This is a genomic window from Bdellovibrio sp. HAGR004, assembly GCF_055397015.1.
Map to the genome: position 1 here is coordinate 150,934 of NZ_AP029176.1, position 23,965 is coordinate 174,898.

A 23,965-nucleotide genomic window follows, 5' to 3' on the forward strand; every position below is an offset into this window, starting at 1 on the left:
CCACCGTCCTGTCATGCTCGGGGCATGAGCGAAACCAATAAAATCATCGAAGAAATCAAGCAGATCAAAGAACAATACCAAGCCGAGGTTGGTAGCGAACGTAAAGCCTGGCCCAATGCCATCAAAGATCGAGTTAGCAAGCTGTACGCCCTTGGTATGAACGGCAAGGCCATATCTGTGGCCATTGATATATCATACTACTCGATTCTGGAATGGCGGCCAGAGGGACTTCCGGATAGCCGCGGCCGCAAGGCCGCCAGTCATTTTCATAGCCTGCCGGTGGTCAAAAAAACTAAAATTGGGACCGTCACAATACCAACTTTATCACCGGATCATAAAGTTGAGATGGTCACAGTCACAACTCCAGATGGATACCTAATCTGCCTCCCAGAACACAAGGCTGTATCCTTTCTAAGTCAGCTTCGGGAAATGTGATGTTTGTTGACCGAAAAGGACTCCGAGTTTTTGTGTACCGCGACGAGATTGATATGCGTTGTGGATTTGAGCGATTGCACTCTCTGTGTGTACATCAAATGAATGCCATTATGGATCAAGGGCACATTTACCTGTTTTTTGGAAAGAACAGGAAGCGGGTTAAAATACTGGTTTATGACGGCAGTGGCCTGGTGCTGATTGCAAAGAGGATTGAACGAGGTCGGTTCATGTCATTATCTGAGCTCCTCGGTCGGTACGAGATTTCGCAGGACGAGCTTAAGTTGATTCTTCATGGCAGTGTTGTACGCAAACCCGTCGTTGACAGATCATTGTCGCCACAAAGTCCAGTGACGCAAAGGGAGTCTGTTGAACTCCCGAAAGGACTCAGCCAAAGTCATCCATAGATGGCACAAGATGATCTCAAGAAAATAAAGAAAATCCTCAAAGAGGAAAGCCCAGAGCTGGTTGCGCAGCTGATGGCGAATCTTATTGAGCATAATCGCAAGCTTGAAGCTCGGATTGAGGCCATCGAAAAGCAGCGGTTTGAGAAAGAGCAGTCGGCATTTGCAATGGAGGAGCAAGTAAAGCTTCTTCGTCGCAGTCTTTTCGGTAAATCCTCTGAGAAGCGCGCCGAGGCTACAGACCGTCCCCGCGATAGAAGCCAAACCGAAGCACTTCTATTTAGTCAGGCAGCTTTCCCGGCGGAAGTATCCCGAGAAGATCAAAAGAAGAATAAATGGGCCAACCTGCCAGAATTAGAAATTGCTCACCACCTTAACGACGACGAACTCAACGAAGAAGCCAAATCACGTGGCATTGAAAACCCACAGCCTGCGATGTGGAAAAATACTGGCCTGTACGACGAATCCTTCCGTATTCAGATAATCGAACGCTCTTACGTCAAAGAAGTTCATAAAAAGTACAAATATAAGCTTGATCCCAAATTTAACTCGGATCCGGACAAAGAAGTCATCATCACCGCCAATGGCCCCTCCAGCCTATTGCCTGGCATGAACTATTCGACTGACTTTGTGGTCAGTGTCGTGGCTGATAAGTATATCAGTCACATGCCTTTGGAACGGCAAACCCGAGAGATAGAGTCCCTTGGTCTTAAAGGGATCAAGAACAGTACATTGTCACGCCTTAGCGGGCTTGCAGCAGCAAGCCTTGAACCTGTTCAGACGGAAATCTTGAGCGAGCTAAAATCAAGCGATCTAGCACTTCACTTGGATGAAACCCCATGGGGTATCCAAAATAAGAACGAAAAAGACGGATACATGTGGATCGTGAGCAATCGCTACGGCAGTCACTATTTGTTCAAACCAACTCGTTCTGGGCAAGTCGTGCAAGAGTTTTTAAGTGGCTATACTGGTCCCGTGGTTACCGATGGTTATGGCGGTTACAACGTACTTGAAGAAGCTGGCATTCCTCAGGCATTTTGCTGGGCGCATGCGCGCCGAGAATTTATAAAAATTGAAGACCATGATCCCACCGTAAAACCAATACTGGATGACATTGACAGGTTGTTTGAGATTGAGCGAGGGGCCACGTCGTTTGAAGAACTTCTGCGTTTGCGAAATGAGAAAAGTCGCGCCGTCGCCGAAGATCTTCACCAAAAACTTTTAGAAGAGCACCCCAAGTCCCGTCCGGGAAGCCAGAAGCGCAAGGCCATTGAGTATCTTACCAAGAGATGGAATGGGTTTACGTTATTCTTGAGGGATCAGCGTATCCCGCTGTCCAACAATGAAGCTGAACGCACCATCCGTCATGCCGTAGTGGGGCGCAAGAACTATTACGGATCTGGAAATCATGCTGGCGCGGAAACTGCTGCTACGTTATTCACAATTATCGAATCCTGCAAAAAGAACGACCTCGATCCGAGAACGTACCTTTCAATGGCGCTACACATGGTGGCCGAAGGAAAAATCCCACCAACACCCCTGGCACACGCACGAGCCATCCGTCAATAGCGCGTATTACGCAGGGTTTACACCGTATCTGCCACAATTCGGCTTTTAATTTCACAATGGTTCTTGGTGAAACTTGCCCAAGTTAAAACTTCAAAAATAATTGTTCGCAACAATGAAAAGACCGCCTCATTTCACAAACCAGAAGACGGTGAAAATGTAATCCAGATTTTTAAGAATGCGGACGACATTGAGCCTGACTTTTTTGATAAGTCCTCTTAATTGAGGGCTTAAAATCTGAACCAAATCTTTTTTACTAATTCCGCCACTTGTTCATTGTGTCCCATAGCCGAGACCATTTGATTTACAATTTCTTCGGGCTTTGCCAGTGGGTCATTGTCAATCCACTCAATGAGTTTATTCAGACTATCAGATACACCAGACGGGTTTGCTTTACATAAGCCAACCCGAAGCCCATTTTGATTGAAAGTTTCTAATGAACTTTCAATCAAAGGGCTTGTTTGGATTAGTTCATTTTCAATAATATCAACTTTTCTTCTTTTATTCCACTGTAAGCGCCCCATGACGCCTTTTTGCCGGACCTCTTAAAAGCACATAGTCTGAACTTCACAAGGAGGTTCAGTATGAGATCAATATCCAAACATTCCGACAAAGAGATATTCTGGCGGGACCAGGTACGATCATTCGCCAGGTTTCACGGATCGCAGGCGGCGTTCTGCAGACACCACGGGCTCTCAGTCAGTACATTCCAGTATTGGTACCGCAAGTTTCATCAAACAGATCGCGAAGTACAGATCATCGAGCCATCGCCATTTATTGAGGTTCAAGTTGAGTCCCCCCCTTCAAAGCACAATATGCCCGATGCAAAGTGGGTTGCAGAGCTGATCCTGCATCTTCAGGAGGGCTTGCGATGAAATCCCCGAAAGAGTTTAAAGGAGTCTTTCTTCACAGAGATCCCGTGGATATGAGGAAAGCCATCAACGGCCTCAGCGTTATAGTGCAAGAAGCTGGTATGGGGGATCTAATGGGGCCTTATCTATTTGTCTTTTGCGGTAAGCGCCGGGACGTGATGAAGGTTCTTTATTTTGACAGATCCGGATTCGCGCTTTGGCAAAAGCGATTGGAAAAGGACAAGTTTCCGTGGCCCAAGAAATCCTCTGTGGAAAACGTGCAGTTATCCACAGAACAATTTACTTGGCTACTTGAGGGCTACGATGTCTGGAAGATGAAGCCGCACGCGGAGTTAAAATTTGAAAAAGTTTGTTGAGAGCTTTAGCTGAATGCTTGATACTCGCAAAAGGCATGTCAAAGTCGGAAACACTTTCTACACCAGAACAAGAAATGGCTCTGCGAATTGCAGATCTGGAAAAGCTTTTAAAGCAAGAGCGTGAAAAGAATAAAAACTTTGAGAGTCAGGTCAGTTGGTTGACGGAGCAACTTAAAGCTTTAAAGCGCAATCAATTCGGAGCAAAGTCCGAGCGCTGGGAATCCCAAGAACAGTTAAAGTTTAATGAAGCCGAAGTGGAATCTCAAAGTCCTACCCCCGACAAAGAAGACTACACAGTTGAAGTGCGAGGGCATACCAAGAAGATTCGGGGGCATAGAAAGCCCCTGCCGGAGAATCTGCCCCGCGAGATTGTAAAAGTCGAACTTCCAGAGTCCGAACAAATCACGGAGCAAGGTGAAAGGCTCAAAGTCATTGGCTGGGAGATCTCTGTGTTCCGTTTCACTTAGTTTGACCGGGTTCGTTTCAGATACTTTGACCACCTGATTTTTGAGGGTTTATTGGTCTTTCTACTCGCTGTCAATATCGTTGAAAGTTATTCGTCCCTTCATGCGGTGACTGGGGCCTTCAAAAATGCAAATATGGGCATTCTCGAACATCCTGTCGATGGCAGCACTTGCCAGGATCGGATCGGTAAAAACTTGTGGCCATTCTTCAACGTCGCGGTTGCTGGTTAAGATCATAGCCGAATTGTGCTTGCGTCGATCAAATAAATCGAAGATCTCCTCACTCACGTCTCGTGGCATTGTTACGACGCCCCAGTCATCCAAGATCCATAGCTTTGATGTTAGAATTTGTTTGAATAAAACATCGAGCTTATTGTTCTCGCGCGCTTTACGGATCTTTGTCCCAAGTCTTTTTACACTCGTACAAAAAACACTGTGACCAGCCTGCGCAGCGCTCATCCCAAGAGCAATCGCAAGATGACTCTTGCCCGTGCCGGGACTTCCCAAAAACAATGCAATTTCGTTGTTCTCGATAAACTTTAAATCTTTCAGATCCTCGATTTTTTCGCGCGGGAGTTTTTTATTGAAATCCCAATTGAACTGCTCAAAGCTTCTTCGCTCTGGGAACTCCGCTTTCTTAATCCTTTTTTCTACGGCGTTATCTGCCCTTGCATCTAATTCCGTGGATAGAAGCTCACTGAGCCACTTAAGATCCTGGCTGCGTTTTCCTTTTTGAACTAAACCCTCGATCTCTGCGGATGCCGCGGGCATTCGTAACTGCTTTAACTGATCGCGTATCACATCTATTGTCATAACTGTCTTTCCTTTCAGTGGGCCTGGTTGCTATGAACCAGACGTAAATGGTTTTTATACTCACTCATGTCGCGCGCAAACTTACCTCCCACCGTCTGCGCGGATAAAACCTCCTCATGACGAGGAGCTTTGGGTTTTGGCTTTGCCATAATATTCAATAGTTGATGAACTGTTTTTAAATTTACCTGTGATAACTCCAGCGCTGAAAGGCAGGCCTTGTCGATGTCGGCATTGCTGTACTTCTTGTTCAGCGTCAGAAGACCCCATACGCTGCGTGTATCAACAAAACCTTCGCCTCGAGCCAAAATAATTCCTACAAAGCGCTCAACATTGACGCCGATAATTTTTGCTTGCTTCAGATAGTGACCATGATCTTGAAGAGTCTTCTCCCAAGACTCCTTGTAATGATCTTTACAGGCTTTACTTGTGAATTTATCTTGGATGCGCTCGTAAACTTCTAACAGTCGACCGTTGCAGTAGATACTTACTTGAACTGAATTACCAATCACCAAAGCTATTTCGCCTTTGAGTCTTGTGTCTACTCGGTAGTACTTGTTTGCAAAGCGAACATAACCATCAGACCTCACTGTTGAGCGAGTGATGGTTTCCACTTCGTAGCGTAATAAAGGAAGAGGCTTTAACAACGAGGCTTCATCGTTAAGAAACACATCCAAAGGTTTTTGTAGGTGAGTCCCGTGCTTTCTCTCATTGGCGATACTCATCTTTTTATTCATGTGTGACTGTGCGCCGCTCAGTGAATATTGGGACTTATCGTAGGATTCAAAAAGGCGACGCTTCATTGGAACCATTCGCTCCACTTTGCCTTTTTTCTCTGGAGAATAAGGCGGCAATGCCTCGACAACGAACCCGTAGTGCGAGGCCAGTCTTTCAAAGGCCGGGTTCAACGTCGGCTCGTGCTTTGATGCCTCATGAACAAAGACTTTGGGATTATCAGAAGTCACTTTACGAGGGACTCCGCCAAGTTCCTCAAACATGCTTATTAAAACTTCGGCAGTTGTTTCAAAGTCGAGTTTCTCTACAACTCGGGCCATCTCGTAACGAGAATGCCCAAGAACGCCAACGAAAATCCAAATTGTTTTTTTCTTTTTTGTGACAGGATCGACGACGTCAAAGAGCTTTCCCCAGTCCACCTGCAGACATTCCCCCGGTGAGTGAACAAGCTCCATCACATTGCGCGCAGGTGCGGATCGCATAAGTTTGTGGCGGTGAATGTAGCGGTAGAAGTTAGATCGCGGGACAGAGAGCGGAAGCTCTTCAAAAATACTTTGCGGACTCCAGCCAAGTTCAATGCGCTCCTTGATCCATTCGCGCTTGGGATCTAAGATGGCATCCGTTTCAATGGCCTTCTCGCTGCGACCATCGCGCAGCGGAAACAGCGCCTCTGGGTAAGGTGGGATTTCTTTTGAGGTTTTGCAGTAGATTTTCTTCTCTGGGTTTGCGACGGCTACATAGCCATGCTCTATCGCCTGGTCGCGGATTTTTATGACGTAACCTTTGCCTTTACCAGTTGATTTAGTCAGTGCGGTGAGTGAGTGTCCTTCGCGAAGGCCTTCGACGATTTTTCGGTCCACTGTGATTTTCTCCAAGTCCTTTTTTCTGAGTTTCCGCATGCGTATTCCTTGCTGTAGTCTGGTTGTTAAACCAGCAGCTTAGCGCATGGGATCAGATGGAGAAAATGTGCTGAAAACGTAAGCAATTGCCCGGTCAAATTAGGTGGGATTTACTTCCCCCAAAGCCGGTCCACTTACGTGGGATTTGCCCCCCTTGAAACCGGTCAAACTACGTGGGATTGGACAATCTCTGAGAAACTTAGGTACGAGCCGGCCAGGATCAGCGTGCTTGAGTATCACCGGGCCAAATACGGTGTTGGCAGTGGTGATTACGAAAAGACCGCGCCGCCGGTTCCTTCAGTGATCCCAAAAGGCATTGCTACACCAGAGTTATTGGCCGCTATCGTTGTAGGTAAGTATAGCGACGGCTTGCCACTTTATCGTTTAGAAGAGATTTTCGCCCGTCAGGACGTGGAGTTGAGCCGTACAACAATGGCTAGATGGATGGTGCAAGTAGCTCAAGCCCTGATGCCAATCAGAAACGTCTTATCCGACCGGATGTTGAGTGCACACGCCATTTCCTGCGATGAGACGAGTGTTCAGGTGTTAAAAGAAAATGGCCGTTCTGTCGAGAGCAAATCGTGGATGATTGTGCGGGCAACTCCGTGTGAGAAAAGCAAGATCGTATTGTTTGATTACAGCCCTTCTCGTAGCGGCGAAGTGATGAAGAGCCTCTTTGCGGGCTACGAGGGGCGCCTATTGTGTGATGGTCTTGATGTGTACAACGGTCTTGAAAGTGAAACATTGGTTCGCTTCGGCTGCCATATGCACGCGCGCCGCCGGTTTGAACAAGCGGTCAAAGATGGTGCTAAATCCGGAAAAACCATGGCGGCTCAAGTGATGGACATCTACAAAAAGCTTTATGACTTCGAAGAAAAAATACGAGATCACGCACCCGAAGAAAAAGTCAAAGCGAGATTGAGAGATCAAAAACCTCTGCTTGAGGAAATTAAGCAAATCGCGGAATCCAATATCGCAAAGGTTCCAGACAAGAGCAAGCTGGGACAGGCTTTCAAGTACTACTTGAATGAGCATACGTATCTGACGAGGTACTTAGACGATGGGTTGATGGAGCCAGACAATGGGTTCGCTGAGCGCGCCATCCGCAAGTTTGCTATCGGCAGAAACAATTGGCTTTTTAGCGACACGCCCGATGGCGCGGAGGCCAGCAGTATTCTTTACAGTCTCGTGGTGACAGCAAAGCTCAATGGCGTCAATGCTTACAAGGCCCTCTGTAAAATCTTGACTGATGTTCCTCTGGCCAAAACCGTGGAAGATTATGAACGTCTCGCCGACGCCATCTTAACATCCGAGGCACCGGTTTAACAAAAAGGCGTCATGGGGCGCTTACATTCCACTTTTTAAGAATATCCACCAAGTCAATTTCCTGATTCAAAAAATGAGGTTGAAACTGATTTAAAAATTGAGTGTCCGAGATTTGTAATTCAGTTCTAACGAGTGGCACATTGGGATATTTGTTAAAAAATATATTTTTTTCGTCCTCACTATATTCTGAAGTGATTTGAGCCAGTTTGTCATATCTTCTTAATTTCCAACGAATCTTGTCCTTTATTGTTTCGCCTAAAATCTTATACTGTCCCTCTGTTTTGACCGCATAGATTAAATGAAAAAATGAGGTCAGGCTATTAAATGACTTACTGACCTCCATTAGATTCAATACCTCATTTGAAACTTTTGTTTTCTGAATATCCATTGTAACCACTGCATAAAACGCGTCTAGGAACTGAAATCAATATCCAGCATGCTGCGATTCATGAAAACACAGCGTGCGAACCAACTAATAGAAGAAATCCAAGAGCTGACTCGGCAATATCATTCCGAAGTGAGCTCCGTCAGAAAACCTTGGCCGAAATCCATAAAGTCCAGAATCCAAGAATTATTTGCCCTGGATGTACCAGTTAAAGCAACAGCCCAACAAATCGACATCCCCTATGCAACTATTATGTCGTGGCGATTGAAGCCCAAGAAAAATATTAAATCTGACTTTCATGCATTAACAGTCCAACCAGGTCCAACTGTCACAGTTGGACCTTCATTAGAAGAAAAAACTAATCTGGGTCTAACTGTGACGGTTAGAACTCCAGAAGGATATATTTTAGAGATACCAGAATCTATTGCCGTAAAAACCATCCTTGAACTTCAGCGAGGTAAATCATGTTTTTAGACCGCAAGGGGCTTCGGGCATTTGTATATCGCGAAAGTATCGACATGCGGTGTGGTTTTGAAAGATTACATTCTTTATGTGTCCATCAAATGCAGGCGATTATGGATCAGGGACATGTGTATTTGTTCTTCGGGAAAAACCGTAAGCGCATCAAAGCTATTTTCTATGATGGGACAGGGCTGGTACTGATTTCAAAACGTATGGAAAAAGGGAACTTTATGTCTTTGGCCGAACTATTGGGGCGATCGGAGGTCAGTTTGTCAGAATTAAAGCTGATTTTCCACGGAAGTGTGATCAGAACACCTATTGTTGACCGCTCTATGGCAGCTTTAGCGCCACAAATCCCAGTGACGCAAAGGGAAGCTGTTGATCTTCCGCAAGGGTTTTTACAAACTCCCGGCTGATGGATGAAAGAACTCGAAAAATTATTGAAAGCGAAAAAGATCCCCGCATATTGCAGGCACTTCTGTCGCAAGCTCTCGAGTTCATTGCACAGCAAAAACTATTAGTTGCCAAACTTCAAGAGGAGCAAGCGCTTAGCCTGCAGTCTAAATTCAACCTAGATGAGCGTATAAAGCTGCTCCGTAGAAGTATTTTTGGTAAATCCACTGAAAAACGAGCTGAAGCCACAGATCGTCCTCGTGACAAAAGCCAAACCGAGGCTATGTTATTCAGCCAAGCGGCGTTCCCTGCTGAAGTGTCACGTGAAGAGCAAAAGAAAAATAAATGGTCAGGTTTACCTAGCTGCGAAGTTGCGCACCATCTTTCAGATGACGAACTTAATGAAGAAGCAAAACTTCGTGGTATCGACAATCCACATCCATCAATGTGGAAAAATACGGGTCTTTATGATGAATCTTTTCAAATACAAATCATTGAAAGATCCTATGTCAAAGAAATCCACAAGAAGTATAAATATAAACTGGATCCAAAGTTCATTCCAGACTCAGATAAAGAAGTTATTATCACTGCCAATGGCCCTTCGGGCCTATTGCCAGGAATGAACTATTCAACTGACTTTGTTATCAGTGTTGTGGCTGATAAATATATCAGCCACATGCCCTTAGAAAGACAGACCCGAGAAATGGAATCGCTGGGTTTAAAAGGGATCCAAAATAGTACTCTCTCAAGATTGTCTGGACTTGCAGCTGCTAGTCTTGAACCTGTACAAGCTGAAATTCTCAAAGAATTGAAATCAAGCGATCTTGCCTTACACCTGGATGAAACCCCTTGGAAAATCCAAGATAAGACTGAAAAAGATGGCTACATGTGGGTGGTAAGCAATCGTTACGGTAGTCATTATTGTTTTAAGCCCACCAGATCAGGACAAGTTGTTAAGGATTTTTTGAGTGGATACAGTGGACCTGTCGTTACTGATGGTTATGTTGGATACAACATACTAGCGAAATTAGAAATTCCCCAAGCATTCTGTTGGGCACATGCACGCAGAGAATTTATAAAAATTGAAGACCACGATCCAACAGTAAAACCAATCTTAGATGATATTGATCGATTATTTGAAATTGAAAGAGAGGCTTCCTCTTTTGAAGACCTTTTGCGGCTACGAAAAGAGAAAAGTCAGTTGATTACCGAGGGTCTTCATAAAAATCTCATAGGAGAGTACTCAAATTCACGCCCTGGCAGTCAGAAAAGAAAGGCTATAGAGTATCTCACAGAAAGGTGGGCCGGATTTATGTTGTTCTTAAATGATAACCGTATTCCTCTTTCAAACAATGAGGCCGAACGTACGATCCGTCATGCTGTAGTCGGAAGAAAGAATTATTACGGATCTGGAAATCACGCTGGCGCAGATACCGCCGCCACACTTTTCACTGTAATTGAATCTTGTAAAAAGAATGACCTTGATCCGCGAAGTTATTTGTCGATGGCTCTGCATTTAGTCGCTGCGGGAAAAGCTCCGCCCACGCCATTGGCACATGCTCGGGCTCTTCGTCAATAGCGCGTATTACGCAGGGTTCACTATCCATTCTACTGATTGAGTGGGTAATTGTCGTATCAATTCGCTTTTCAATTATTTCAAGACGGTTTAATTTTTCAGATATTTTCTTAATAAGTGTTCCAGCACTGACTAAGTTGTTTTCTAAAAAATACTTTCCCTGAAATTGAACCTGAAGAAATCTTTTGTTTATATTCACAAATAAAAAATTATCAGTTTGGTAAGCGGTGGCGAAATCACCCATTTTGACCGCTTGGTGTTTTTCACCAATGGCAACAAGGGCTTCGTTTATAATTTGTCTCTGTTGTTCCCTTTGAATTGAAAAAGAATAATGAAAATTATAACTCAACCAATCACAAAGAAGTTTGTTAGTTAAAAATGGAGAACTCATTGTTGAGTCCCCTTTGGCTTATATAAATATGACTTAAAAACAAAGCATTCACGATTGCTTTGAGTGGCAAATATCAACTTTCCATTGGTGAGGTCTCTTCGCTGGGCAATTCCAATTGGAATACCATACAAATCAGCAGAGGCTTGGTTGGTAATTCTGCCAGATATAACATTTCCTATTTTACCCAAATCTAATTTGGCTTCATTTTTTATATTTTCGTCTTGGGTGTTGATTAAAAGAAAAAGTTTAAACTTACGACCCAATGATAAAAAATAGTTTATATTTTCAACAATAGTTTCTTTTATTTTCTCTCTTGGCTTTTTTACCTCATAACCGTGAACCATTAAATCTTTAATTGCTTCGTCCAATATAATCCAAGTTCTACAATTTTCTTCATTAACGATTTTGGTTTTGAGTTCATTTGTCAGGTTTAAGAGTCTTTCAAGGTCAGAATCTTTGTTTGGATTCAAAAGTTCAATACCTTGATTTTTAAAATCAGAAAAATCAGAAATCTTGGTGCTTACAATAACCACATTGAAAGCATTTGAAACTTGTTGAGTTAAGATTTTGGCAATGTTGGATTTTCCAATCCCCATTGTTCCTATAAGACGAAGATTTGAAAAATTATCATTTAAATCCATTTCAACAATTTTTCTTCCACCAGAAACACCAAACTTTATTTTCATTGGTTCAATATCTTTTTCTTTGAGGTGAATCAGGTTTGGAAAAGCCTCAAAGACAAATCTAATTTCACGATTTGATTTTTTGAATTGGTGGGCAATCACATACCTATTAAACTTATTAAAAAGGTAAGGGTAAAATCTTTCAGGACTATCAAAAACAAATTGAGCAGGTCTGACTTGGACAAAGCGACCAAATAAATCAACCGAGACTTTGGCTTTTTCTTCGGTTGAAGAAAATCTTTTTTCAATATCAGAGTTGATTTTATTTCTGACCCAAGAAATTATTTTTAGAATAATCAATGAGGTAATGAAAGCAATAATCCATTTATATTTTATTAAGAGGGTGGAAATCATATTTATTCCCCCTCTTTCTTTTCAGTAGATTTTAGTTTTTCTTTTTCAAAATATGAATTGGCTCTGTTGATTAAATCTAAAAGCAATCCACAATTGATATTGATTTTTTGTTCACTATTTTTTATTGAGTAGTAATCTCCAAATGGTCCTTTGTTTTTAAAGACCGACCATTTATTTTTTACTTTAGCCTCTGTCTTTTGTTCCTGTTTTTTATCTTTCATAAAACCTCCATAGGTTATTTGTTTTCAGTGGCGAAATGCTCACCTATGGAGTTAAATGGATTTTTAAAAATCTAAATCAGGCTAAAACCTTATATTTAATAAAAAAATCTACAAAAAAATGATTCGGTCTCAATTTAATACAATCAAGTCCCATATATTTGATTTGAATATATTGAAAAATGCCCACTTTTTGGACAACCAGACTTTGGTTTGGTATACTATTTGAGTAGGCATTTAAATTGAAATGGAGAAAACCCCTACATAAAAATGTAGTCGCTTTCAAAGAAGGCGGTGCGGGTGAAAAGACTGCTTAAAATCGCAACCTCCCATTGTGAAAAACGAATGAGGAGGTTTTTTTATTTCTAAAATCTAAATCCCCAAATAACTGAACACCAACCAGTTTTGTCTGAAAAGGCAAAACAAAGGCTTGATTTTTTTTAATCATATCGCTACTTTAGTGCCTTAACGGGTTGGTGGTTTTAATCCCTCCTTCTGAGCCATTTATTTTCAAATAAATGTGATTAAGAAAACCAAGTCCTCAAGGCTTGGTTTTTTTATTTTTGCCTCTGACAGAATCTGATCATCCACTGTGTCCCCGATTTTGCCACCCAAGCCAGCTGGACCTCCTGCAAATTGCACTTTGAGCAACAAAACGGAAGTCGATAGCATGAAACTCTGAAAAGGAGTTGTCATGAGGTTTTGGATTTTCAGTGCCTTGATTCTTCCCGTCCAAGTTATTGCTTCGACCCCGTCTTTTCAGGACTCTGTGGCAGGTATTAATTCTCATCTGACCAGAGCTGCAAAATTTGAAATTCCTGCCACTCATGACAAGGATCTTTATCTGCGCATGGAAAAGGCCCTGTCCACTGAAAATCCCGCGCAAGCGTTGCTGGCGCTGGCGAATGAAGGGGACTTTGTCACCTGCTCAGCGTTCCATGCGACAACCCCCTCGGGATTGCTGCCAATGACGGGCCTGTTAGAGACAGCGAAAAAGCTAAATCATGATGCCGTGGCTGCAAAATCCTGGGAACAAAGTCTGAAGCTGGCGAATCTTTGGTGGAACTTTGGCAATTGTGAAATGCCGGTGATCGCAGGTCAGATCGGTATGCAGATGCTCAAGGAAACGCTGGCGGAAATGGCAAAACTTTCCAAGGAAAACATGAGCGACGATGATCGCACAAAACTTGCCGAACTTAAGCGTCAGATCCAGGGATGGAGTGCCTCGGCCTTTTTGGAAAAAGGCTTCCGATTTGAAATGGCTCTGACCAGCGCCTTGCTGTTGCCAGAACTAAAATCGGGAAAGTTTGAATTCAACAGGGAAGAGCTTGAAGAAAGCGCCCAGGAAAAACCCCTGGTTGGATTCTTTGGTCTGATCCAGCTTTTGTATCCGGAAGGTTATGGAAGTTTTGACTGGGGCGAGGGTGCTAAACCCGTAGCCGCGGTGGTGGATTACATCAAAGGCGCGAAGGGCCCGGCTGTAGCGGTGGGGAAAGCTGTCACTGAGCAGGAAACAAAGTATCTGAAGTCCTTCTTTGAGGAGTTGAAGCTGCGTGATCAGGGTGTGAAGTCGGCCAAAGACCTTCTGAAAGAAACAAAAGCCAACGAGCTGATCGCGACCCTGCAGAAAGATGAGGAGCTGCTGAAGGCCAAGCGTGAGCTGGCTCAGAGTTATAAAGACAAGTCCGGCTTTATCATGGCAGTTGTGGTTTTCAGAATGGCGAATCCGAACTTCTCTAAGTCTGTTGATAAAAAAGCGCAGACCTTGCAAAGAGACCTTCTTAAGTTTTCCAAGGCGCTGTAAATCCATGGGGAGCCTTTTTTCGGGGTCTTTTTGTATCAATTTCCTGTAAAGCCTTATTTGTCTCAAAGTGACCCAATTGGGCCATAATTCGGGGTTCAAATCGCTTATATTGCAAATGAGCCATCTTCCAGCGGGCACACCCTTTGTAATAAGGGGACTTTGGAATTATCGGACGTCTGCTGGAGGACCCATGCGCCTTATTAAATATCTCCCACTGATCGCCTTTTGGGGCTTTACGGCTTTCACCATGAAAGCGGGCGCCGAGGTTAAGAGCTATCGTGAATGGAAAACGGAACGAGTTCAGGCCGCGCAAAGCAAGGTCATGACTTTGAAGGCGCAGATCGATCTTAAAAAATCCGTGGGTCGCAGTTTGGCAAACGGGACCGATCCTAACATGGCCCATAAAGCGGGGCTGGAGGCAGTTTCGACTCAGGATATGTCCGTGGAAAAGTTGGAAAGGGAACTTCGTGAAGAAATCTATGATCTGGAAGTTGCCAAAGACCTGTCCGTGACGGACTACTTCGTGGGTTACCTTACCAAGATTCAGGATAAAAAGACGGCCTTTAATGAAGTGGCTGGCAAGCTGTCCCCGGAAGAGGTGGCGGAGCTGATGACGGCCTATGCGAACTCTGTTTTTGGGGCGCAGTCGGCAGATCTGCCTGTGAGCGCGAATAACTTGTCAAAAGACGGTATTAAATAAGTCTGCGGAAATTCTTATAAAATTATAATCTTTAAGGGGTGCGTCATAGAGATGTGAGCAAGTTTTTGCAGCACCCGACCTTGACTCTTTTCAGAGGCGATTCATATTATCTTTCGTTAGATTTACTTAAAACGGAGGCATAGTATGGCTAAGAACGAAATTGGCGTTCGTCCACTTCATGACAGAATTCTAGTTCGCAGAATGGCGGAAGAAGAAAAAACCGCTGGCGGTCTTTTCATTCCTGACACTGCAAAAGAAAAACCACAAAAAGGTGAAATCATCGCTACAGGTAAAGGTCGCGTGACTGAAGATGGCAAAGTTTTGCCTTTGGAAGTTAAAGTTGGCGATAAAGTTCTTTTCGGCAAATACGCTGGAACAGAATTGAAGCTGGATGGCGCTGAATACCTGATGATGCGCGAAGAAGACATCCTGGGCGTATTCAACTAATTTTATTTTTAATGTCTGCTCCAGCAACGCTGGAGTGAATCAGATTTGAACGGAGAAAATCATGAGTAAGGTAATTACATTCTCAGAAGACGCTCGTACACACATCCTTAAAGGTGTGAACACTTTGGCGAACGCAGTAAAAGTAACTTTGGGACCTAAAGGTCGCAACGTTGTTATCGATAAATCTTTCGGCTCTCCACTGATCACTAAAGACGGTGTGACTGTTGCGAAAGAAATCGAACTTGAAAACAAATTCGAAAACATGGGCGCTCAGATGGTTAAGGAAGTTGCTTCCAAAACCAACGACGAAGCTGGTGACGGTACAACAACTGCAACAGTTTTGGCTCAAGCGATCTACCGTGAAGGCGCGAAACTTGTTTCCGCTGGTCACAACCCAATGTCCATCAAGCGTGGTATCGATAAAGCAGTAGCAATCGTTATCGACGAATTGAAATCCATGTCCAAACCAGTAAAAGGTTCCAACGAAGTAGCTCAAGTTGGTGCTATTTCTGCAAACAATGACAAAGAAATCGGTCAGATGTTGGCAGATGCTATGGATAAAGTAGGCCGTGAAGGCGTTATCACTATCGAAGAATCCAAAACTGCAAAAACGGAAGTGACTGTAGTTGAAGGTATGCAATTCGACCGTGGTTACCTGTCTCCATACTTCGTAACTAACGCAGAAAGAATGGAAGCAGTTCTTGAGAACGCTTACGTTCTTGTTTACGACAAAAAAATCTCTTCCATGAAAGACATGATCGGTATTCTTGAAGGCGTTGCTAAGCAAGGTCGTCAGTTGTTGATCATCGCTGAAGACGTTGAAGGCGAAGCATTGGCAACTTTGGTTGTTAATAAATTGCGCGGCACTCTTCATATCGCTGCTGTTAAAGCTCCAGGCTTCGGTGACCGTCGTAAAGCTATGCTTGAAGACATCGCGATCCTGACTGGCGCGAAAGTGATCTCTGAAGATGTTGGTTTGAAACTTGAGGCGGCAACTGTTGCTGACCTGGGTATCGCAAAACGCATCGTTGTAGATAAAGACAACACAACAATCATCGATGGCGCTGGTAAAAAGAACGACATCAATGGCCGTGTTGCTCAGATCAAAGCTCAAATCGAAGAGACTTCTTCTGACTACGACAAAGAAAAACTGAAAGAGCGTTTGGCTAAATTGGCTGGCGGCGTAGCTGTTATCCACGTTGGTGCTCCTTCTGAAGTTGAAATGAAAGAGAAAAAACACCGCGTAGAAGACGCTTTGAACGCGACTCGCGCAGCGGTTGAAGAAGGTATCGTAGCTGGTGGTGGTACTGCTTTGCTTCGCGCTTCTACAAAAATCGACAAATCCAAGTTCGCTGAAGAAGAACAATTCGGCGCGACTATCATCAAACGTGCTTGTGAAGAGCCTATCCGTCAAATCGCGGCTAACGCTGGTTTGGATGGCGCGATCGTTTTGGATCGTATCCTTCAGAACAAGTCCGTTACTTGGGGCTTCAACGCATACTCTGACGAATACACTGACCTGATCAAAGACGGTGTTATCGATCCAGTTAAAGTTGTTCGTTGTGCTTTGACTAACGCGGCTTCCGTTTCTTCTTTGATGCTGACTACAGAGACTATGATCGCTGAAGCACCTAAGAAAGAATCCGCGGCTCCGGCAATGCCTGACCACGGTGGCATGGGCGGTATGGGCGGCATGATGTAGTCTGCTGACTACTGAAACTGCTTAAACGCAAAAAGCCTGGGTTTATAGCCCAGGCTTTTTTATTTTCTGAAATTAGATCTTAGAAAAGATACTGAACGCCACCGAACAAAGTCGTCATTTTGTGGCTGGTGCTGGTGGCCGGATCCGCCCGCTGGCCAGTTCCTGAGAAATCAGTGCTGTAGTTTTCCAGCATCAATTCCCCACGAATCTTAAATCTTGTTTTCATGCGATAATCGACAAAGAAGCTGAATGAATTGATCTTGCTGTCAGAGGAAGACCCGCTGTCTTTGCTTTCGCTGACATTCGGATTCATATAGAAATCAAAACGTCCTCCGATATCCACCGGAAGCTCTTCAGAAAGTGGGAACTGGCCTGCCAGGCTGACCAGGAAGCCACTGTAGTCCATGGTCGTAAAGGTTGTCGGGGTGCTGTTATCGACAGAGAACTTCGTTGTATTGTATCCGGCCCCCACTTGCAGCTTGGGACCGAAGAAGTCGCTGGTCAGCAGGAAGTTGTATCCGGCGGAAACCCCATACTGCCCGACTGACATATTCAAAGACCCCGGGGAGGATCCTGTTTGGTTGTTGTCGATCGAAAATACGGATTGGCGCAGCTGAACACCGACGTACCACTCTGGATTTAGCCACAGCTCGCCGCGCACCAGAATATTTGGAGTGATATTGTTGCTGCCACTGATGGACCCCGCCGTCACCAGACTGGTGTTTTGCGTGTAGTTGCCAAGGCCCGCCATCAGCTCGATCTTTCCGAACTGCGGGGGCATTGTCGGCAGCCATTCTTGTGGGTCTTCGCCGAAGGCCACGTCTTTGTCCGGGCGAGTGCTGACATCCTGAAGAACTTTTCCAGAAGGAGTAGTGATGGGTGTTGAGTACTTTACGAACTCATCAGGCATCACTTTGGAGCCGACGGAAATCACACCGGGATCTTTTTCCATTTCGATGTAACCAAAACTAAGATAGGGCTCTACTTTGAAAAGCTTCACACGACCCAGAACTTCTTTTTCGGTGCTGACCATGAAGTTCAGTTTAGGATGACGGTTGACTTTGATGATCTGAACGACGGACACGCGGCTTTCAGGTTTTAAGCCATAGTTGCTGCCCAGATTCAGTGTTACTTGCTGACCACGGCGGCTAAGAATCGTCGCACGGAATGGCATCCGGTATTTTAGATTTTCAAACAGACGGCGAACCTCATTGCGGATTTCGGCTGTTTCAAACCCTTTGTAGTCAGTCAGGGATTCTTGCAAAAGAGGAAGGCCTTCTCGTCCCACAAACAGCGTCAGGGTGATGGAGATCCCTCGCGGTCCACGAATAATTTTGGAAGTCAGTGCGGCTTCGCTGCGTGTGTTTTGCAGAATTTGCTGAACATCAGAAGGATTTTCATCCAAGGTTTCAGATTTGATTTTTAGATCTTTTGGGAAATTGGACAGCGACCATTGTTTGTCATCGTTCAGAAGGTTGCGCAGTTCTTCTTCTGCGGGTTTTGCATAAATGCCACCAACATTGTCAGTGGTGGGAATAAGTACGATGGATTTGATTGCAAGATCTTGGTCGGCTGCGCTGACGTAGGTGTTCTGGGCATTGGTCTGGGCCTCAGCAGTCGGGCAGATTGAAATGAAACAGGACGCGACGAAGAGAGAACTCAGCAAGAATGATTTCATATTTTTATTCTGCACTGCCTCTGAAAACAGGTCAATTTGACGTCAAGTAATTCGGACCGGGAGCCGAAAGATTTCTTATGAAGTCTTCATTTTCTTTTCTGATTTTTATCGCGCTTTTCTCCCTGACCTTTGAGTCTTCCGCCCAAGTGGGTCTGGAAGGTTTTTCTTCGGGACGCTATGAAGTGCGAAAATCCAATAAAAGAACTCCGGCATCGGAATCAGCACCAGTTGTTACAGACTCTGACGGTGTTGCAGTACGCACTTTGAAAACAAGTGAGCTGGAAGCGGAAGAAAAAGCTCGTAAAGAAGCCGAAGCTAAGAAGGCAGCTGAAAAGCTGGCTTTAGAGCAGAAGAAAGCGGAAGAGCAGAAAGCAAACACTGCGCCAGCTCCGGCCGTGGCAGCAAAGCCTGCCATGGAAAAGACCGTGGATACTGACTCGTCTGAAGTCCAGGAGCCGGGGATCAGCGAACAGGCCGAGAGCTTGTTTTCCAATAAAGCCGGCAAAATCTATGAATTTTACCGTGAACAGATTCACCCTGATGACATTCGCAACAACCGCTTGGAGTTGGATGTGATGCCAGTGGTAGCCTATAACGACTCCCAGTCTAATTATGGTTTCCGCGATTATCAGAGCTTCTTCAATGCATTGAGCATTCGTGCCAATGTTTGGTTTACACCTTTGATTGGTGTCAGTGGGCGCATTCTATTCTCTTTTGCTGCGGACGTGGACTCTGTGACAGCGGACCAATCTCGTATTCCAGCAAAATATGAAATGGTGGATCTGGGTGTGAACTTCCGCAAGTTCTTCGGTGTTTCCCGCAAGGCCAACTCGCTGGAATTTTCTATTCTTTTGAGCGATAGCAAAATGACTGTTCCAAGTGACAACACTTCGCGCGCTCGTCTGAAAACGCAAGGCTTGGGCTTGGGGCTGAAAGGTCGCATTCCCACTTCGGCGGATTATGCCTGGACAGTCGGGGGGTCTTTCTTCCCACGCTTGCAGCATTCCGAGTCCGAAACGGGTGTAGCCATTCAATCAGGAGCCGCTGAGGAAAGTGTGCGTATTGGCTTGGATATCGGCGGGGAATGGAAGTTCACCCGTGAAAGTCAGATGATCTGGAATCTGGGCGCCAGCGTAGAGCGAAATGTCTTTGATGGCGCGGCAGGCATCCCAGACCCAAGTACAGGTTTGACTCCTAACAATGTCAGTGTGACAAACGCCTTCTATATGCTCTCTCTGGGCTATCGTTGGGGTCACTAGAATCCACTCATCAAAAGCGTTCCAAGATCTTATACTGGCATCATGAAGATACGTTTCGCCGTTGTTGATGATGCCGCCTTTCTGAGAGAACTCATAAAAAATATCGTCGTTTCTGACGGAGGCATTTGCGTGGGCGAGGCCTCCAATGGTGACGAGGCTGTTGAATTGGTTCAATCCACCCTGCCCGATCTGGTTTTCCTGGATATGGTGATGCCACTTCGCAATGGAATTGAAACGGCGAAAATTCTGAAAGAGCTGCATCCCTCAATCAAAATCATCGGCTGTTCGACAATTGATCAGGAAGAGCTTGTGCAGAAGGCGTATGAGGCTGGTTTTGACTCTTATCTGACGAAGCCCTTCAATAAAGATCAAATTTTAAAAGAGATTTCAAAAGTATTACCGCATCTGGGAGAATCCACTCATGGAAGAACTTAAGTTTGTAACTAAATGCCTGGCATTCACATCATTGATGGTTGTGCTGATGCAGGTTAAGGTTGGTGGCGCATCAGTTGAGTCACATACTTTCCACTGGTTGCAACGCTCAACGGTTTCTCAATACATTCAAAGTGCTGCTGCTGGTGGCGCGATGGCTTTGCGTAATTTGGGGCGTGGGCTGAGTGATGGCGTTGCCAGCACAGTCGATGGCTTCCAAGAAGGCGCTCACGAAAAAGCAATCCGCTAGTCTTCTTGAAAAAGGGGAAGGGAGAGCGACCGTAAGGGGGGGGAAGTCACTCTCCCTAGGGGGCATATTCAATTCAACAGTCTTAGCGAGTACCGCGGACTGTCGTCTCTTTACCAGATTTCGTATCAGCTTTTGCTACACGAACTGGATTGGTGTTTTTGAAAAGGTCATTCGTAGCAGAAGCAACTCTGTGAGAGCACTTTGGATTTGCCATTGCCGTGGATGCAAAGACCATCAAAGAAACTGCGATTGTAGCTTTCACGATTTTCTTCATAAATACTCCTTTGAACTCATAGCTCTCGCTATAAATACTTAATTAACAGCTCAATGAAGGCTATTGCATCGCGTGTGCCAGGGGTTTTGTATCAGGGTGAGACAAATAGGTGGGTTTTAGGGCAAAAATAAAGGGCTTTGGATGACCAAAGCCCTTTTGTGTAAGGCGAGTGTTAAGAATCTAGACAGAAATTAGCGGGTCCCTTTAACGCCGGATTCAGTGCCGGTGGCGCCAGATGAGCCAGCTTTGCCTTCAGAGAAGGGGCTGACTCTGCTGTTGGTGTTGTCCATAGGGCGGCTGCCATAGCCAGCACCTGCGCCGAAGCGGCGGGCGATACATTCACGGCAGATGCCTGTGGCGGAAACACTGCTTTCTGTCGCTTCGGAAGAACGAGCCTCATTTGGATCGTCGCCCGGATTCACCGTGCGTTTAGAGTCATCTTCCTGAGCAAATGAAGTTGCGCCTACAAAGGAGAAGCCCAGAGCCAGCATAATGGAAAGAACCAAAAGTCTTTTCATATAATCACCTTCTCCTTAGAGATACAGTTCCGCTGTTGCGGGGGCAATAATGTCCCAGAGGTTATTAAAGGTACTTGCAACTTGCATTGCCACAGACGGTCCCTCTTTACTATCAACTTTGTTGATTTCACCGTTCTGTTTATAGCTTACCACAATAGTTCCCAAACCGGGACGAGTAACTACAGCAGGTTTTCCGTAACGTTCCTCGTACTCGATTTTAACGACCTTTTTAGCCTGATCTGTAATAGTTGCAATACGGCCACGGGCATCGTAGGTCATGTTGATCTTCTGCCCATCAGTGTTCTGGGCATAGTTCAGATTCCCTTTGCCATCGTATTTGAACTGAGTTGCCTTAACCGCAGCTTTGGCGCCTTTCTCATTAAAATACGTACTGGTCACAGAACTGACTTTTTTGAACTTAGGATCGTACTCAAATGCCATTTTAACATTCGGAGCGGCCTTTACCTTAACCAATCCGTCTGAATAGTATTCATAAGAGATACGGTCGGCATTACGACGAATGGAAACCGGTTTGCCGAAGACCTCGTGATAAGTGATATCAGTGACATTACCGCTCACCGTAGTCATCACACGTTGCAGGAAGTACTGACCGTCAGGGCGTTGTTGGTGCCAGAACTCGTACTTGTTATCCGCAACCACTTCTTTGCCACAGGTCTTTTTTACCGTGGACCAATAGTGATTTTTTGGATCATTTTGAGAAAATTCGTAGCTATAGGCCTCAATACACTTATCGCGATCTGCAAAAGCCACAACCCAGTCATTCTTTTTATCATACTTGATAGCCACAAATGTTTTGTCCGGCCATGAAGCCTTCGTCAGATTGTGAAGTTCATCGTACTCATAAGTGTACGTCTTCAACCAAGCATTCTTTACGGAAGCCAGGTCATCCAGATTTGCGAACTTGTATTCAGCCATCAGACCGTTGGGACCCGTGATGGATTTTACTTTTTTATTTTGGAAGTATTTGAAATTCAGACGACGGCCATTGTTGTCCTGAATGGTGGCAATGGTGTCTTTGTCATAGTCAAACTTCAGGAAGTTGTTGTTCTTGTCATAGATGTGCGTCAGCTTGCCCTGGGGGCTAAAGCGCTGGGCGCTGCCATCGGGAAGATTGCGAGTGTAGTAGGTCTTATTGAAGATGAAGTGTTCAACTTCACGTCCGTTGGCAAAGAACTTGGTGCCTTCTTTAACGGGTACTGTGATTTTGTAGTGGTTTGCATATTCAGAACGAAGACTGTCGTCTTCCAGAAGCTGAGCTTTCAGGTTTGTGATAGCGGCTTCGGTCAGTCCGACCTTTTTTTCTGCTTTCATCTTGTTGATGATCTGATTGATGGTGCCATCGACTTCTTTACGTGTGATTTCACGCGCAGAGAAAGTAACTTCCAAGCCGCCGCCACATTCTTTGACTTTGATGTTGCCTTCGGCAGTCACTTCCATCGCTGTTTCAAAATCCGAGCACCAGCCAAAGCCGAACATACCATTGAAAAGAGAACGGCTGTTATAAGTGCGAACGATTTTTAGATCATACCCGCTGCCTGGAACATCCATATCAATCCAGGTGTTGGAGTAGTTGGCATTTTTCATGTCAACAAGCGCGTACGCCTGTGCAGAAAAAAGAAAGGCGAACGCCAAGAGTACTTTCTTCATTATCGATACCTCTTCCTTGAAACTGACAAACTACACTTTAATGGTAACAAGCTTTTTAATGAGCACGCCACCGATAATTTGCAGACCCAGCATTGCCACGAGCAACACTAGACCTAAGGTTGTGCTAAACATGGGTTTGATGAAGGTGGGATCGATGATGGAAAAAACGACCATTAAGATAAATGGAATCAGCGTGACGATAATTCCCTGCATAAGACCTTGAGCAGTCAGAGCTTGAATTTTTTTCTCGACCTTTTGTCGCTCACGCACAACCAGTACGATGGTCTGGAAAGTTTCCGCCAGATTACCACCGGTCTCTTTCAGAATGTTGATAGAGGTCACGAACATTTGTACGTCAGGGCGTGGAATGCGATTGCCCAGGTCGTTCAGTGCGCTTTCAAAGCTGTCACCAACTTGCATCTGGTACAGGACTTGAGCGAATTCCTGGCTCATGGGGTTTCCCATAATCTCCACAACGCGTTTCATGGACTCTTGAGGATTGGAACCGGCTTTGATTCCATTGGCCATGATAGTCAGGCCATCCACCATCTGATCCACAAAGCGGGCACAACGTTTTTCATAAATCATGCGGACTAAAAGCAAAGGCAACTGCCAGCCTGCAACGGTAATGGAAGCGCCGAAAACAAAGCCCATTAAAACATTGGGCCAGAAAATCAGAAATGCCAAGGCACCCAAGCCAAAGCTCATCATCAAAATCAGAATGGTGACTTTCTTTTCCTCAACTTCCATTCCCATAATACGAATCAGACGCATGACTTCGTCTCGTTGTCCAAGACTGCGTTTGTGCAACCACGTGATGGCCTTGTCCGCCCAAGCGATGACAATGACGAAAACGCAGAGGCCAAACAACGGAATCATGATCCATTCGTTAAACAGGAAGCTCATA

At 45.0% G+C, this 23,965-nt stretch carries 28 protein-coding genes; 17 read left to right on the plus strand and 11 right to left on the minus strand.

Annotated features, from left to right (window positions below; all coding sequences use genetic code 11):
• Positions 1 to 24: 24 nt before the first annotated feature.
• From ACZ5ZV_RS00835 to tnpC (ACZ5ZV_RS00845), 3 genes are read left to right on the plus strand one after another with little or no spacing between them, the layout of a single operon-like run.
• A complete protein-coding gene (locus tag ACZ5ZV_RS00835; protein WP_464118810.1) occupies positions 25 to 435 on the plus strand; it encodes a hypothetical protein in 411 nt (136 codons plus the stop codon).
• A complete protein-coding gene (gene tnpB / locus ACZ5ZV_RS00840) occupies positions 435 to 839 on the plus strand; it encodes an IS66 family insertion sequence element accessory protein TnpB (RefSeq protein ID WP_464118791.1) in 405 nt (134 codons plus the stop codon). Before ACZ5ZV_RS00835 ends, tnpB (ACZ5ZV_RS00840) begins: the two co-directional genes overlap by 1 nt.
• Positions 840 to 2,405 carry an IS66 family transposase gene (gene tnpC / locus ACZ5ZV_RS00845; RefSeq protein WP_464118790.1) on the plus strand — a complete coding sequence of 522 codons (1,566 nt, stop codon included), beginning with the start codon at positions 840 to 842 and terminating at the stop codon, positions 2,403 to 2,405.
• Positions 2,406 to 2,632: 227 nt separating this feature from the next.
• Here the strand turns inward: tnpC (ACZ5ZV_RS00845) and ACZ5ZV_RS00850 are convergent, their stop codons facing one another.
• Positions 2,633 to 2,926 (minus strand): hypothetical protein, encoded by a 294-nt coding sequence (locus ACZ5ZV_RS00850; protein WP_464119370.1) that lies wholly within the window; start codon positions 2,924 to 2,926, stop codon positions 2,633 to 2,635.
• A gap of 60 nt (positions 2,927 to 2,986) precedes the next feature.
• On the opposite strand from ACZ5ZV_RS00850, the gene tnpA reads away from it, so the two are divergent.
• The 3 genes from tnpA to ACZ5ZV_RS00865 are packed head-to-tail and all read left to right on the plus strand — an operon-like array spanning position 2,987 to position 4,097.
• Positions 2,987 to 3,277, plus strand: a complete 291-nt coding sequence (tnpA, locus tag ACZ5ZV_RS00855) for an IS66 family insertion sequence element accessory protein TnpA (protein ID WP_464118800.1) — start codon at positions 2,987 to 2,989, stop codon at positions 3,275 to 3,277.
• Entirely contained in the window at positions 3,274 to 3,630 is a 357-nt protein-coding gene (gene tnpB, locus ACZ5ZV_RS00860) for an IS66 family insertion sequence element accessory protein TnpB (protein ID WP_464118799.1), read from the plus strand. Before tnpA ends, tnpB (ACZ5ZV_RS00860) begins: the two co-directional genes overlap by 4 nt.
• 35 nt (positions 3,631 to 3,665) lie before the next feature.
• Positions 3,666 to 4,097, plus strand: a complete 432-nt coding sequence (locus tag ACZ5ZV_RS00865) for a transposase domain-containing protein (RefSeq protein ID WP_464119372.1) — start codon at positions 3,666 to 3,668, stop codon at positions 4,095 to 4,097.
• Positions 4,098 to 4,157: 60 nt separating this feature from the next.
• Here the strand turns inward: ACZ5ZV_RS00865 and istB are convergent, their stop codons facing one another.
• Entirely contained in the window at positions 4,158 to 4,907 is a 750-nt protein-coding gene (gene istB, locus ACZ5ZV_RS00870) for an IS21-like element helper ATPase IstB (protein ID WP_464117240.1), read from the minus strand.
• A 14-nt stretch (positions 4,908 to 4,921) separates the two neighbouring features.
• Entirely contained in the window at positions 4,922 to 6,538 is a 1,617-nt protein-coding gene (gene istA / locus ACZ5ZV_RS00875; protein ID WP_464117241.1) for an IS21 family transposase, read from the minus strand.
• A 138-nt stretch (positions 6,539 to 6,676) separates the two neighbouring features.
• Here istA and tnpC (ACZ5ZV_RS00880) point away from each other — a divergent pair, with 138 nt between their 5' ends.
• Positions 6,677 to 7,864 carry an IS66 family transposase gene (gene tnpC / locus ACZ5ZV_RS00880; RefSeq protein ID WP_464119374.1) on the plus strand — a complete coding sequence of 396 codons (1,188 nt, stop codon included), beginning with the start codon at positions 6,677 to 6,679 and terminating at the stop codon, positions 7,862 to 7,864.
• 10 nt (positions 7,865 to 7,874) lie between these two features.
• On the opposite strand, the gene ACZ5ZV_RS00885 is transcribed toward tnpC (ACZ5ZV_RS00880), so the two are convergent.
• Complete coding sequence (locus ACZ5ZV_RS00885) at positions 7,875 to 8,252, minus strand: hypothetical protein (protein ID WP_464119376.1); 378 nt, start codon at positions 8,250 to 8,252, stop codon at positions 7,875 to 7,877.
• Between the two features lie 60 nt (positions 8,253 to 8,312).
• On the opposite strand from ACZ5ZV_RS00885, the gene ACZ5ZV_RS00890 reads away from it, so the two are divergent.
• From ACZ5ZV_RS00890 to tnpC (ACZ5ZV_RS00900), 3 genes are read left to right on the plus strand one after another with little or no spacing between them, the layout of a single operon-like run.
• A complete protein-coding gene (locus tag ACZ5ZV_RS00890; protein ID WP_464118793.1) occupies positions 8,313 to 8,723 on the plus strand; it encodes a hypothetical protein in 411 nt (136 codons plus the stop codon).
• Positions 8,714 to 9,127: an IS66 family insertion sequence element accessory protein TnpB gene (gene tnpB, locus ACZ5ZV_RS00895; protein ID WP_464118794.1), complete on the plus strand. Its 414-nt coding sequence runs from the start codon at positions 8,714 to 8,716 to the stop codon at positions 9,125 to 9,127. The genes ACZ5ZV_RS00890 and tnpB (ACZ5ZV_RS00895) overlap by 10 nt, the downstream gene beginning before the upstream one ends.
• A complete protein-coding gene (gene tnpC, locus ACZ5ZV_RS00900; RefSeq protein WP_464118795.1) occupies positions 9,127 to 10,683 on the plus strand; it encodes an IS66 family transposase in 1,557 nt (518 codons plus the stop codon). Before tnpB (ACZ5ZV_RS00895) ends, tnpC (ACZ5ZV_RS00900) begins: the two co-directional genes overlap by 1 nt.
• Before the next feature lie 384 nt (positions 10,684 to 11,067).
• Here tnpC (ACZ5ZV_RS00900) and ACZ5ZV_RS00905 read toward each other — a convergent pair whose 3' ends face one another.
• Positions 11,068 to 12,108, minus strand: a complete 1,041-nt coding sequence (locus ACZ5ZV_RS00905; RefSeq protein ID WP_464119378.1) for a hypothetical protein — start codon at positions 12,106 to 12,108, stop codon at positions 11,068 to 11,070.
• 2 nt (positions 12,109 to 12,110) lie between these two features.
• Positions 12,111 to 12,329, minus strand: coding sequence for a hypothetical protein (locus ACZ5ZV_RS00910; protein WP_464119380.1), 219 nt, complete (start codon positions 12,327 to 12,329; stop codon positions 12,111 to 12,113).
• Positions 12,330 to 13,020: 691 nt separating this feature from the next.
• Between ACZ5ZV_RS00910 and ACZ5ZV_RS00915 the strand changes: the two genes are divergently transcribed.
• From ACZ5ZV_RS00915 to groL, 4 genes are all read left to right on the plus strand, one after another.
• Positions 13,021 to 14,130, plus strand: coding sequence for a hypothetical protein (locus ACZ5ZV_RS00915; RefSeq protein ID WP_464119382.1), 1,110 nt, complete (start codon positions 13,021 to 13,023; stop codon positions 14,128 to 14,130).
• Positions 14,131 to 14,320: 190 nt separating this feature from the next.
• Positions 14,321 to 14,830 (plus strand): hypothetical protein, encoded by a 510-nt coding sequence (locus tag ACZ5ZV_RS00920; RefSeq protein WP_464119384.1) that lies wholly within the window; start codon positions 14,321 to 14,323, stop codon positions 14,828 to 14,830.
• 159 nt (positions 14,831 to 14,989) lie between these two features.
• On the plus strand, positions 14,990 to 15,277 hold the full coding sequence (gene groES, locus ACZ5ZV_RS00925) for a co-chaperone GroES (RefSeq protein WP_316963679.1): 288 nt from the start codon (positions 14,990 to 14,992) through the stop codon (positions 15,275 to 15,277).
• A gap of 61 nt (positions 15,278 to 15,338) precedes the next feature.
• Positions 15,339 to 16,979, plus strand: a complete 1,641-nt coding sequence (gene groL, locus ACZ5ZV_RS00930; protein ID WP_464119386.1) for a chaperonin GroEL — start codon at positions 15,339 to 15,341, stop codon at positions 16,977 to 16,979.
• Between the two features lie 79 nt (positions 16,980 to 17,058).
• Here the strand turns inward: groL and ACZ5ZV_RS00935 are convergent, their stop codons facing one another.
• Positions 17,059 to 18,657 carry a hypothetical protein gene (locus ACZ5ZV_RS00935; protein WP_464119387.1) on the minus strand — a complete coding sequence of 533 codons (1,599 nt, stop codon included), beginning with the start codon at positions 18,655 to 18,657 and terminating at the stop codon, positions 17,059 to 17,061.
• Between the two features lie 77 nt (positions 18,658 to 18,734).
• Here ACZ5ZV_RS00935 and ACZ5ZV_RS00940 point away from each other — a divergent pair, with 77 nt between their 5' ends.
• The 3 genes from ACZ5ZV_RS00940 to ACZ5ZV_RS00950 are packed head-to-tail and all read left to right on the plus strand — an operon-like array spanning position 18,735 to position 20,598.
• On the plus strand, positions 18,735 to 19,916 hold the full coding sequence (locus ACZ5ZV_RS00940; RefSeq protein WP_464119389.1) for a hypothetical protein: 1,182 nt from the start codon (positions 18,735 to 18,737) through the stop codon (positions 19,914 to 19,916).
• Between the two features lie 42 nt (positions 19,917 to 19,958).
• Positions 19,959 to 20,351: a response regulator gene (locus tag ACZ5ZV_RS00945; protein ID WP_347357857.1), complete on the plus strand. Its 393-nt coding sequence runs from the start codon at positions 19,959 to 19,961 to the stop codon at positions 20,349 to 20,351.
• Positions 20,338 to 20,598, plus strand: a complete 261-nt coding sequence (locus tag ACZ5ZV_RS00950; protein ID WP_347357856.1) for a hypothetical protein — start codon at positions 20,338 to 20,340, stop codon at positions 20,596 to 20,598. The genes ACZ5ZV_RS00945 and ACZ5ZV_RS00950 overlap by 14 nt, the downstream gene beginning before the upstream one ends.
• 82 nt (positions 20,599 to 20,680) lie before the next feature.
• Here ACZ5ZV_RS00950 and ACZ5ZV_RS00955 read toward each other — a convergent pair whose 3' ends face one another.
• From ACZ5ZV_RS00955 to ACZ5ZV_RS00970, 4 genes are all read right to left on the minus strand, one after another.
• Positions 20,681 to 20,872, minus strand: coding sequence for a hypothetical protein (locus ACZ5ZV_RS00955; protein ID WP_347357855.1), 192 nt, complete (start codon positions 20,870 to 20,872; stop codon positions 20,681 to 20,683).
• Between the two features lie 191 nt (positions 20,873 to 21,063).
• Positions 21,064 to 21,390, minus strand: coding sequence for a hit locus (locus tag ACZ5ZV_RS00960; RefSeq protein ID WP_347357854.1), 327 nt, complete (start codon positions 21,388 to 21,390; stop codon positions 21,064 to 21,066).
• A gap of 15 nt (positions 21,391 to 21,405) precedes the next feature.
• A complete protein-coding gene (locus tag ACZ5ZV_RS00965; protein ID WP_464119391.1) occupies positions 21,406 to 23,058 on the minus strand; it encodes a DUF6531 domain-containing protein in 1,653 nt (550 codons plus the stop codon).
• Positions 23,059 to 23,088: 30 nt separating this feature from the next.
• Entirely contained in the window at positions 23,089 to 23,964 is an 876-nt protein-coding gene (locus ACZ5ZV_RS00970) for a type II secretion system F family protein (RefSeq protein WP_347357852.1), read from the minus strand.
• Between the last annotated feature and the right edge of the window lies 1 nt (position 23,965).

Excerpts from the sequence above, each read along its gene's own strand:
- ACZ5ZV_RS00835 (WP_464118810.1), top strand. The coding sequence starts at position 25 with ATGAGCGAAACCAATAAAATCATCGAAGAAATCAAGCAGATCAAAGAA.
- tnpB (WP_464118791.1), top strand. The coding sequence starts at position 435 with ATGTTTGTTGACCGAAAAGGACTCCGAGTTTTTGTGTACCGCGACGAG.
- tnpC (WP_464118790.1), top strand. The coding sequence starts at position 840 with ATGGCACAAGATGATCTCAAGAAAATAAAGAAAATCCTCAAAGAGGAA.
- ACZ5ZV_RS00850 (WP_464119370.1), bottom strand. The coding sequence starts at position 2,926 with ATGGGGCGCTTACAGTGGAATAAAAGAAGAAAAGTTGATATTATTGAA.
- tnpA (WP_464118800.1), top strand. The coding sequence starts at position 2,987 with ATGAGATCAATATCCAAACATTCCGACAAAGAGATATTCTGGCGGGAC.
- tnpB (WP_464118799.1), top strand. The coding sequence starts at position 3,274 with ATGAAATCCCCGAAAGAGTTTAAAGGAGTCTTTCTTCACAGAGATCCC.
- ACZ5ZV_RS00865 (WP_464119372.1), top strand. The coding sequence starts at position 3,666 with ATGTCAAAGTCGGAAACACTTTCTACACCAGAACAAGAAATGGCTCTG.
- istB (WP_464117240.1), bottom strand. The coding sequence starts at position 4,907 with ATGACAATAGATGTGATACGCGATCAGTTAAAGCAGTTACGAATGCCC.
- istA (WP_464117241.1), bottom strand. The coding sequence starts at position 6,538 with ATGCGGAAACTCAGAAAAAAGGACTTGGAGAAAATCACAGTGGACCGA.
- ACZ5ZV_RS00885 (WP_464119376.1), bottom strand. The coding sequence starts at position 8,252 with ATGGATATTCAGAAAACAAAAGTTTCAAATGAGGTATTGAATCTAATG.
- ACZ5ZV_RS00890 (WP_464118793.1), top strand. The coding sequence starts at position 8,313 with ATGAAAACACAGCGTGCGAACCAACTAATAGAAGAAATCCAAGAGCTG.
- tnpB (WP_464118794.1), top strand. The coding sequence starts at position 8,714 with ATGTTTTTAGACCGCAAGGGGCTTCGGGCATTTGTATATCGCGAAAGT.
- tnpC (WP_464118795.1), top strand. The coding sequence starts at position 9,127 with ATGGATGAAAGAACTCGAAAAATTATTGAAAGCGAAAAAGATCCCCGC.
- ACZ5ZV_RS00905 (WP_464119378.1), bottom strand. The coding sequence starts at position 12,108 with ATGATTTCCACCCTCTTAATAAAATATAAATGGATTATTGCTTTCATT.
- ACZ5ZV_RS00910 (WP_464119380.1), bottom strand. The coding sequence starts at position 12,329 with ATGAAAGATAAAAAACAGGAACAAAAGACAGAGGCTAAAGTAAAAAAT.
- ACZ5ZV_RS00915 (WP_464119382.1), top strand. The coding sequence starts at position 13,021 with ATGAGGTTTTGGATTTTCAGTGCCTTGATTCTTCCCGTCCAAGTTATT.
- ACZ5ZV_RS00920 (WP_464119384.1), top strand. The coding sequence starts at position 14,321 with ATGCGCCTTATTAAATATCTCCCACTGATCGCCTTTTGGGGCTTTACG.
- groL (WP_464119386.1), top strand. The coding sequence starts at position 15,339 with ATGAGTAAGGTAATTACATTCTCAGAAGACGCTCGTACACACATCCTT.
- ACZ5ZV_RS00935 (WP_464119387.1), bottom strand. The coding sequence starts at position 18,657 with ATGAAATCATTCTTGCTGAGTTCTCTCTTCGTCGCGTCCTGTTTCATT.
- ACZ5ZV_RS00940 (WP_464119389.1), top strand. The coding sequence starts at position 18,735 with ATGAAGTCTTCATTTTCTTTTCTGATTTTTATCGCGCTTTTCTCCCTG.
- ACZ5ZV_RS00945 (WP_347357857.1), top strand. The coding sequence starts at position 19,959 with ATGAAGATACGTTTCGCCGTTGTTGATGATGCCGCCTTTCTGAGAGAA.
- ACZ5ZV_RS00950 (WP_347357856.1), top strand. The coding sequence starts at position 20,338 with ATGGAAGAACTTAAGTTTGTAACTAAATGCCTGGCATTCACATCATTG.
- ACZ5ZV_RS00955 (WP_347357855.1), bottom strand. The coding sequence starts at position 20,872 with ATGAAGAAAATCGTGAAAGCTACAATCGCAGTTTCTTTGATGGTCTTT.
- ACZ5ZV_RS00960 (WP_347357854.1), bottom strand. The coding sequence starts at position 21,390 with ATGAAAAGACTTTTGGTTCTTTCCATTATGCTGGCTCTGGGCTTCTCC.
- ACZ5ZV_RS00965 (WP_464119391.1), bottom strand. The coding sequence starts at position 23,058 with ATGAAGAAAGTACTCTTGGCGTTCGCCTTTCTTTTTTCTGCACAGGCG.
- ACZ5ZV_RS00970 (WP_347357852.1), bottom strand. The coding sequence starts at position 23,964 with ATGAGCTTCCTGTTTAACGAATGGATCATGATTCCGTTGTTTGGCCTC.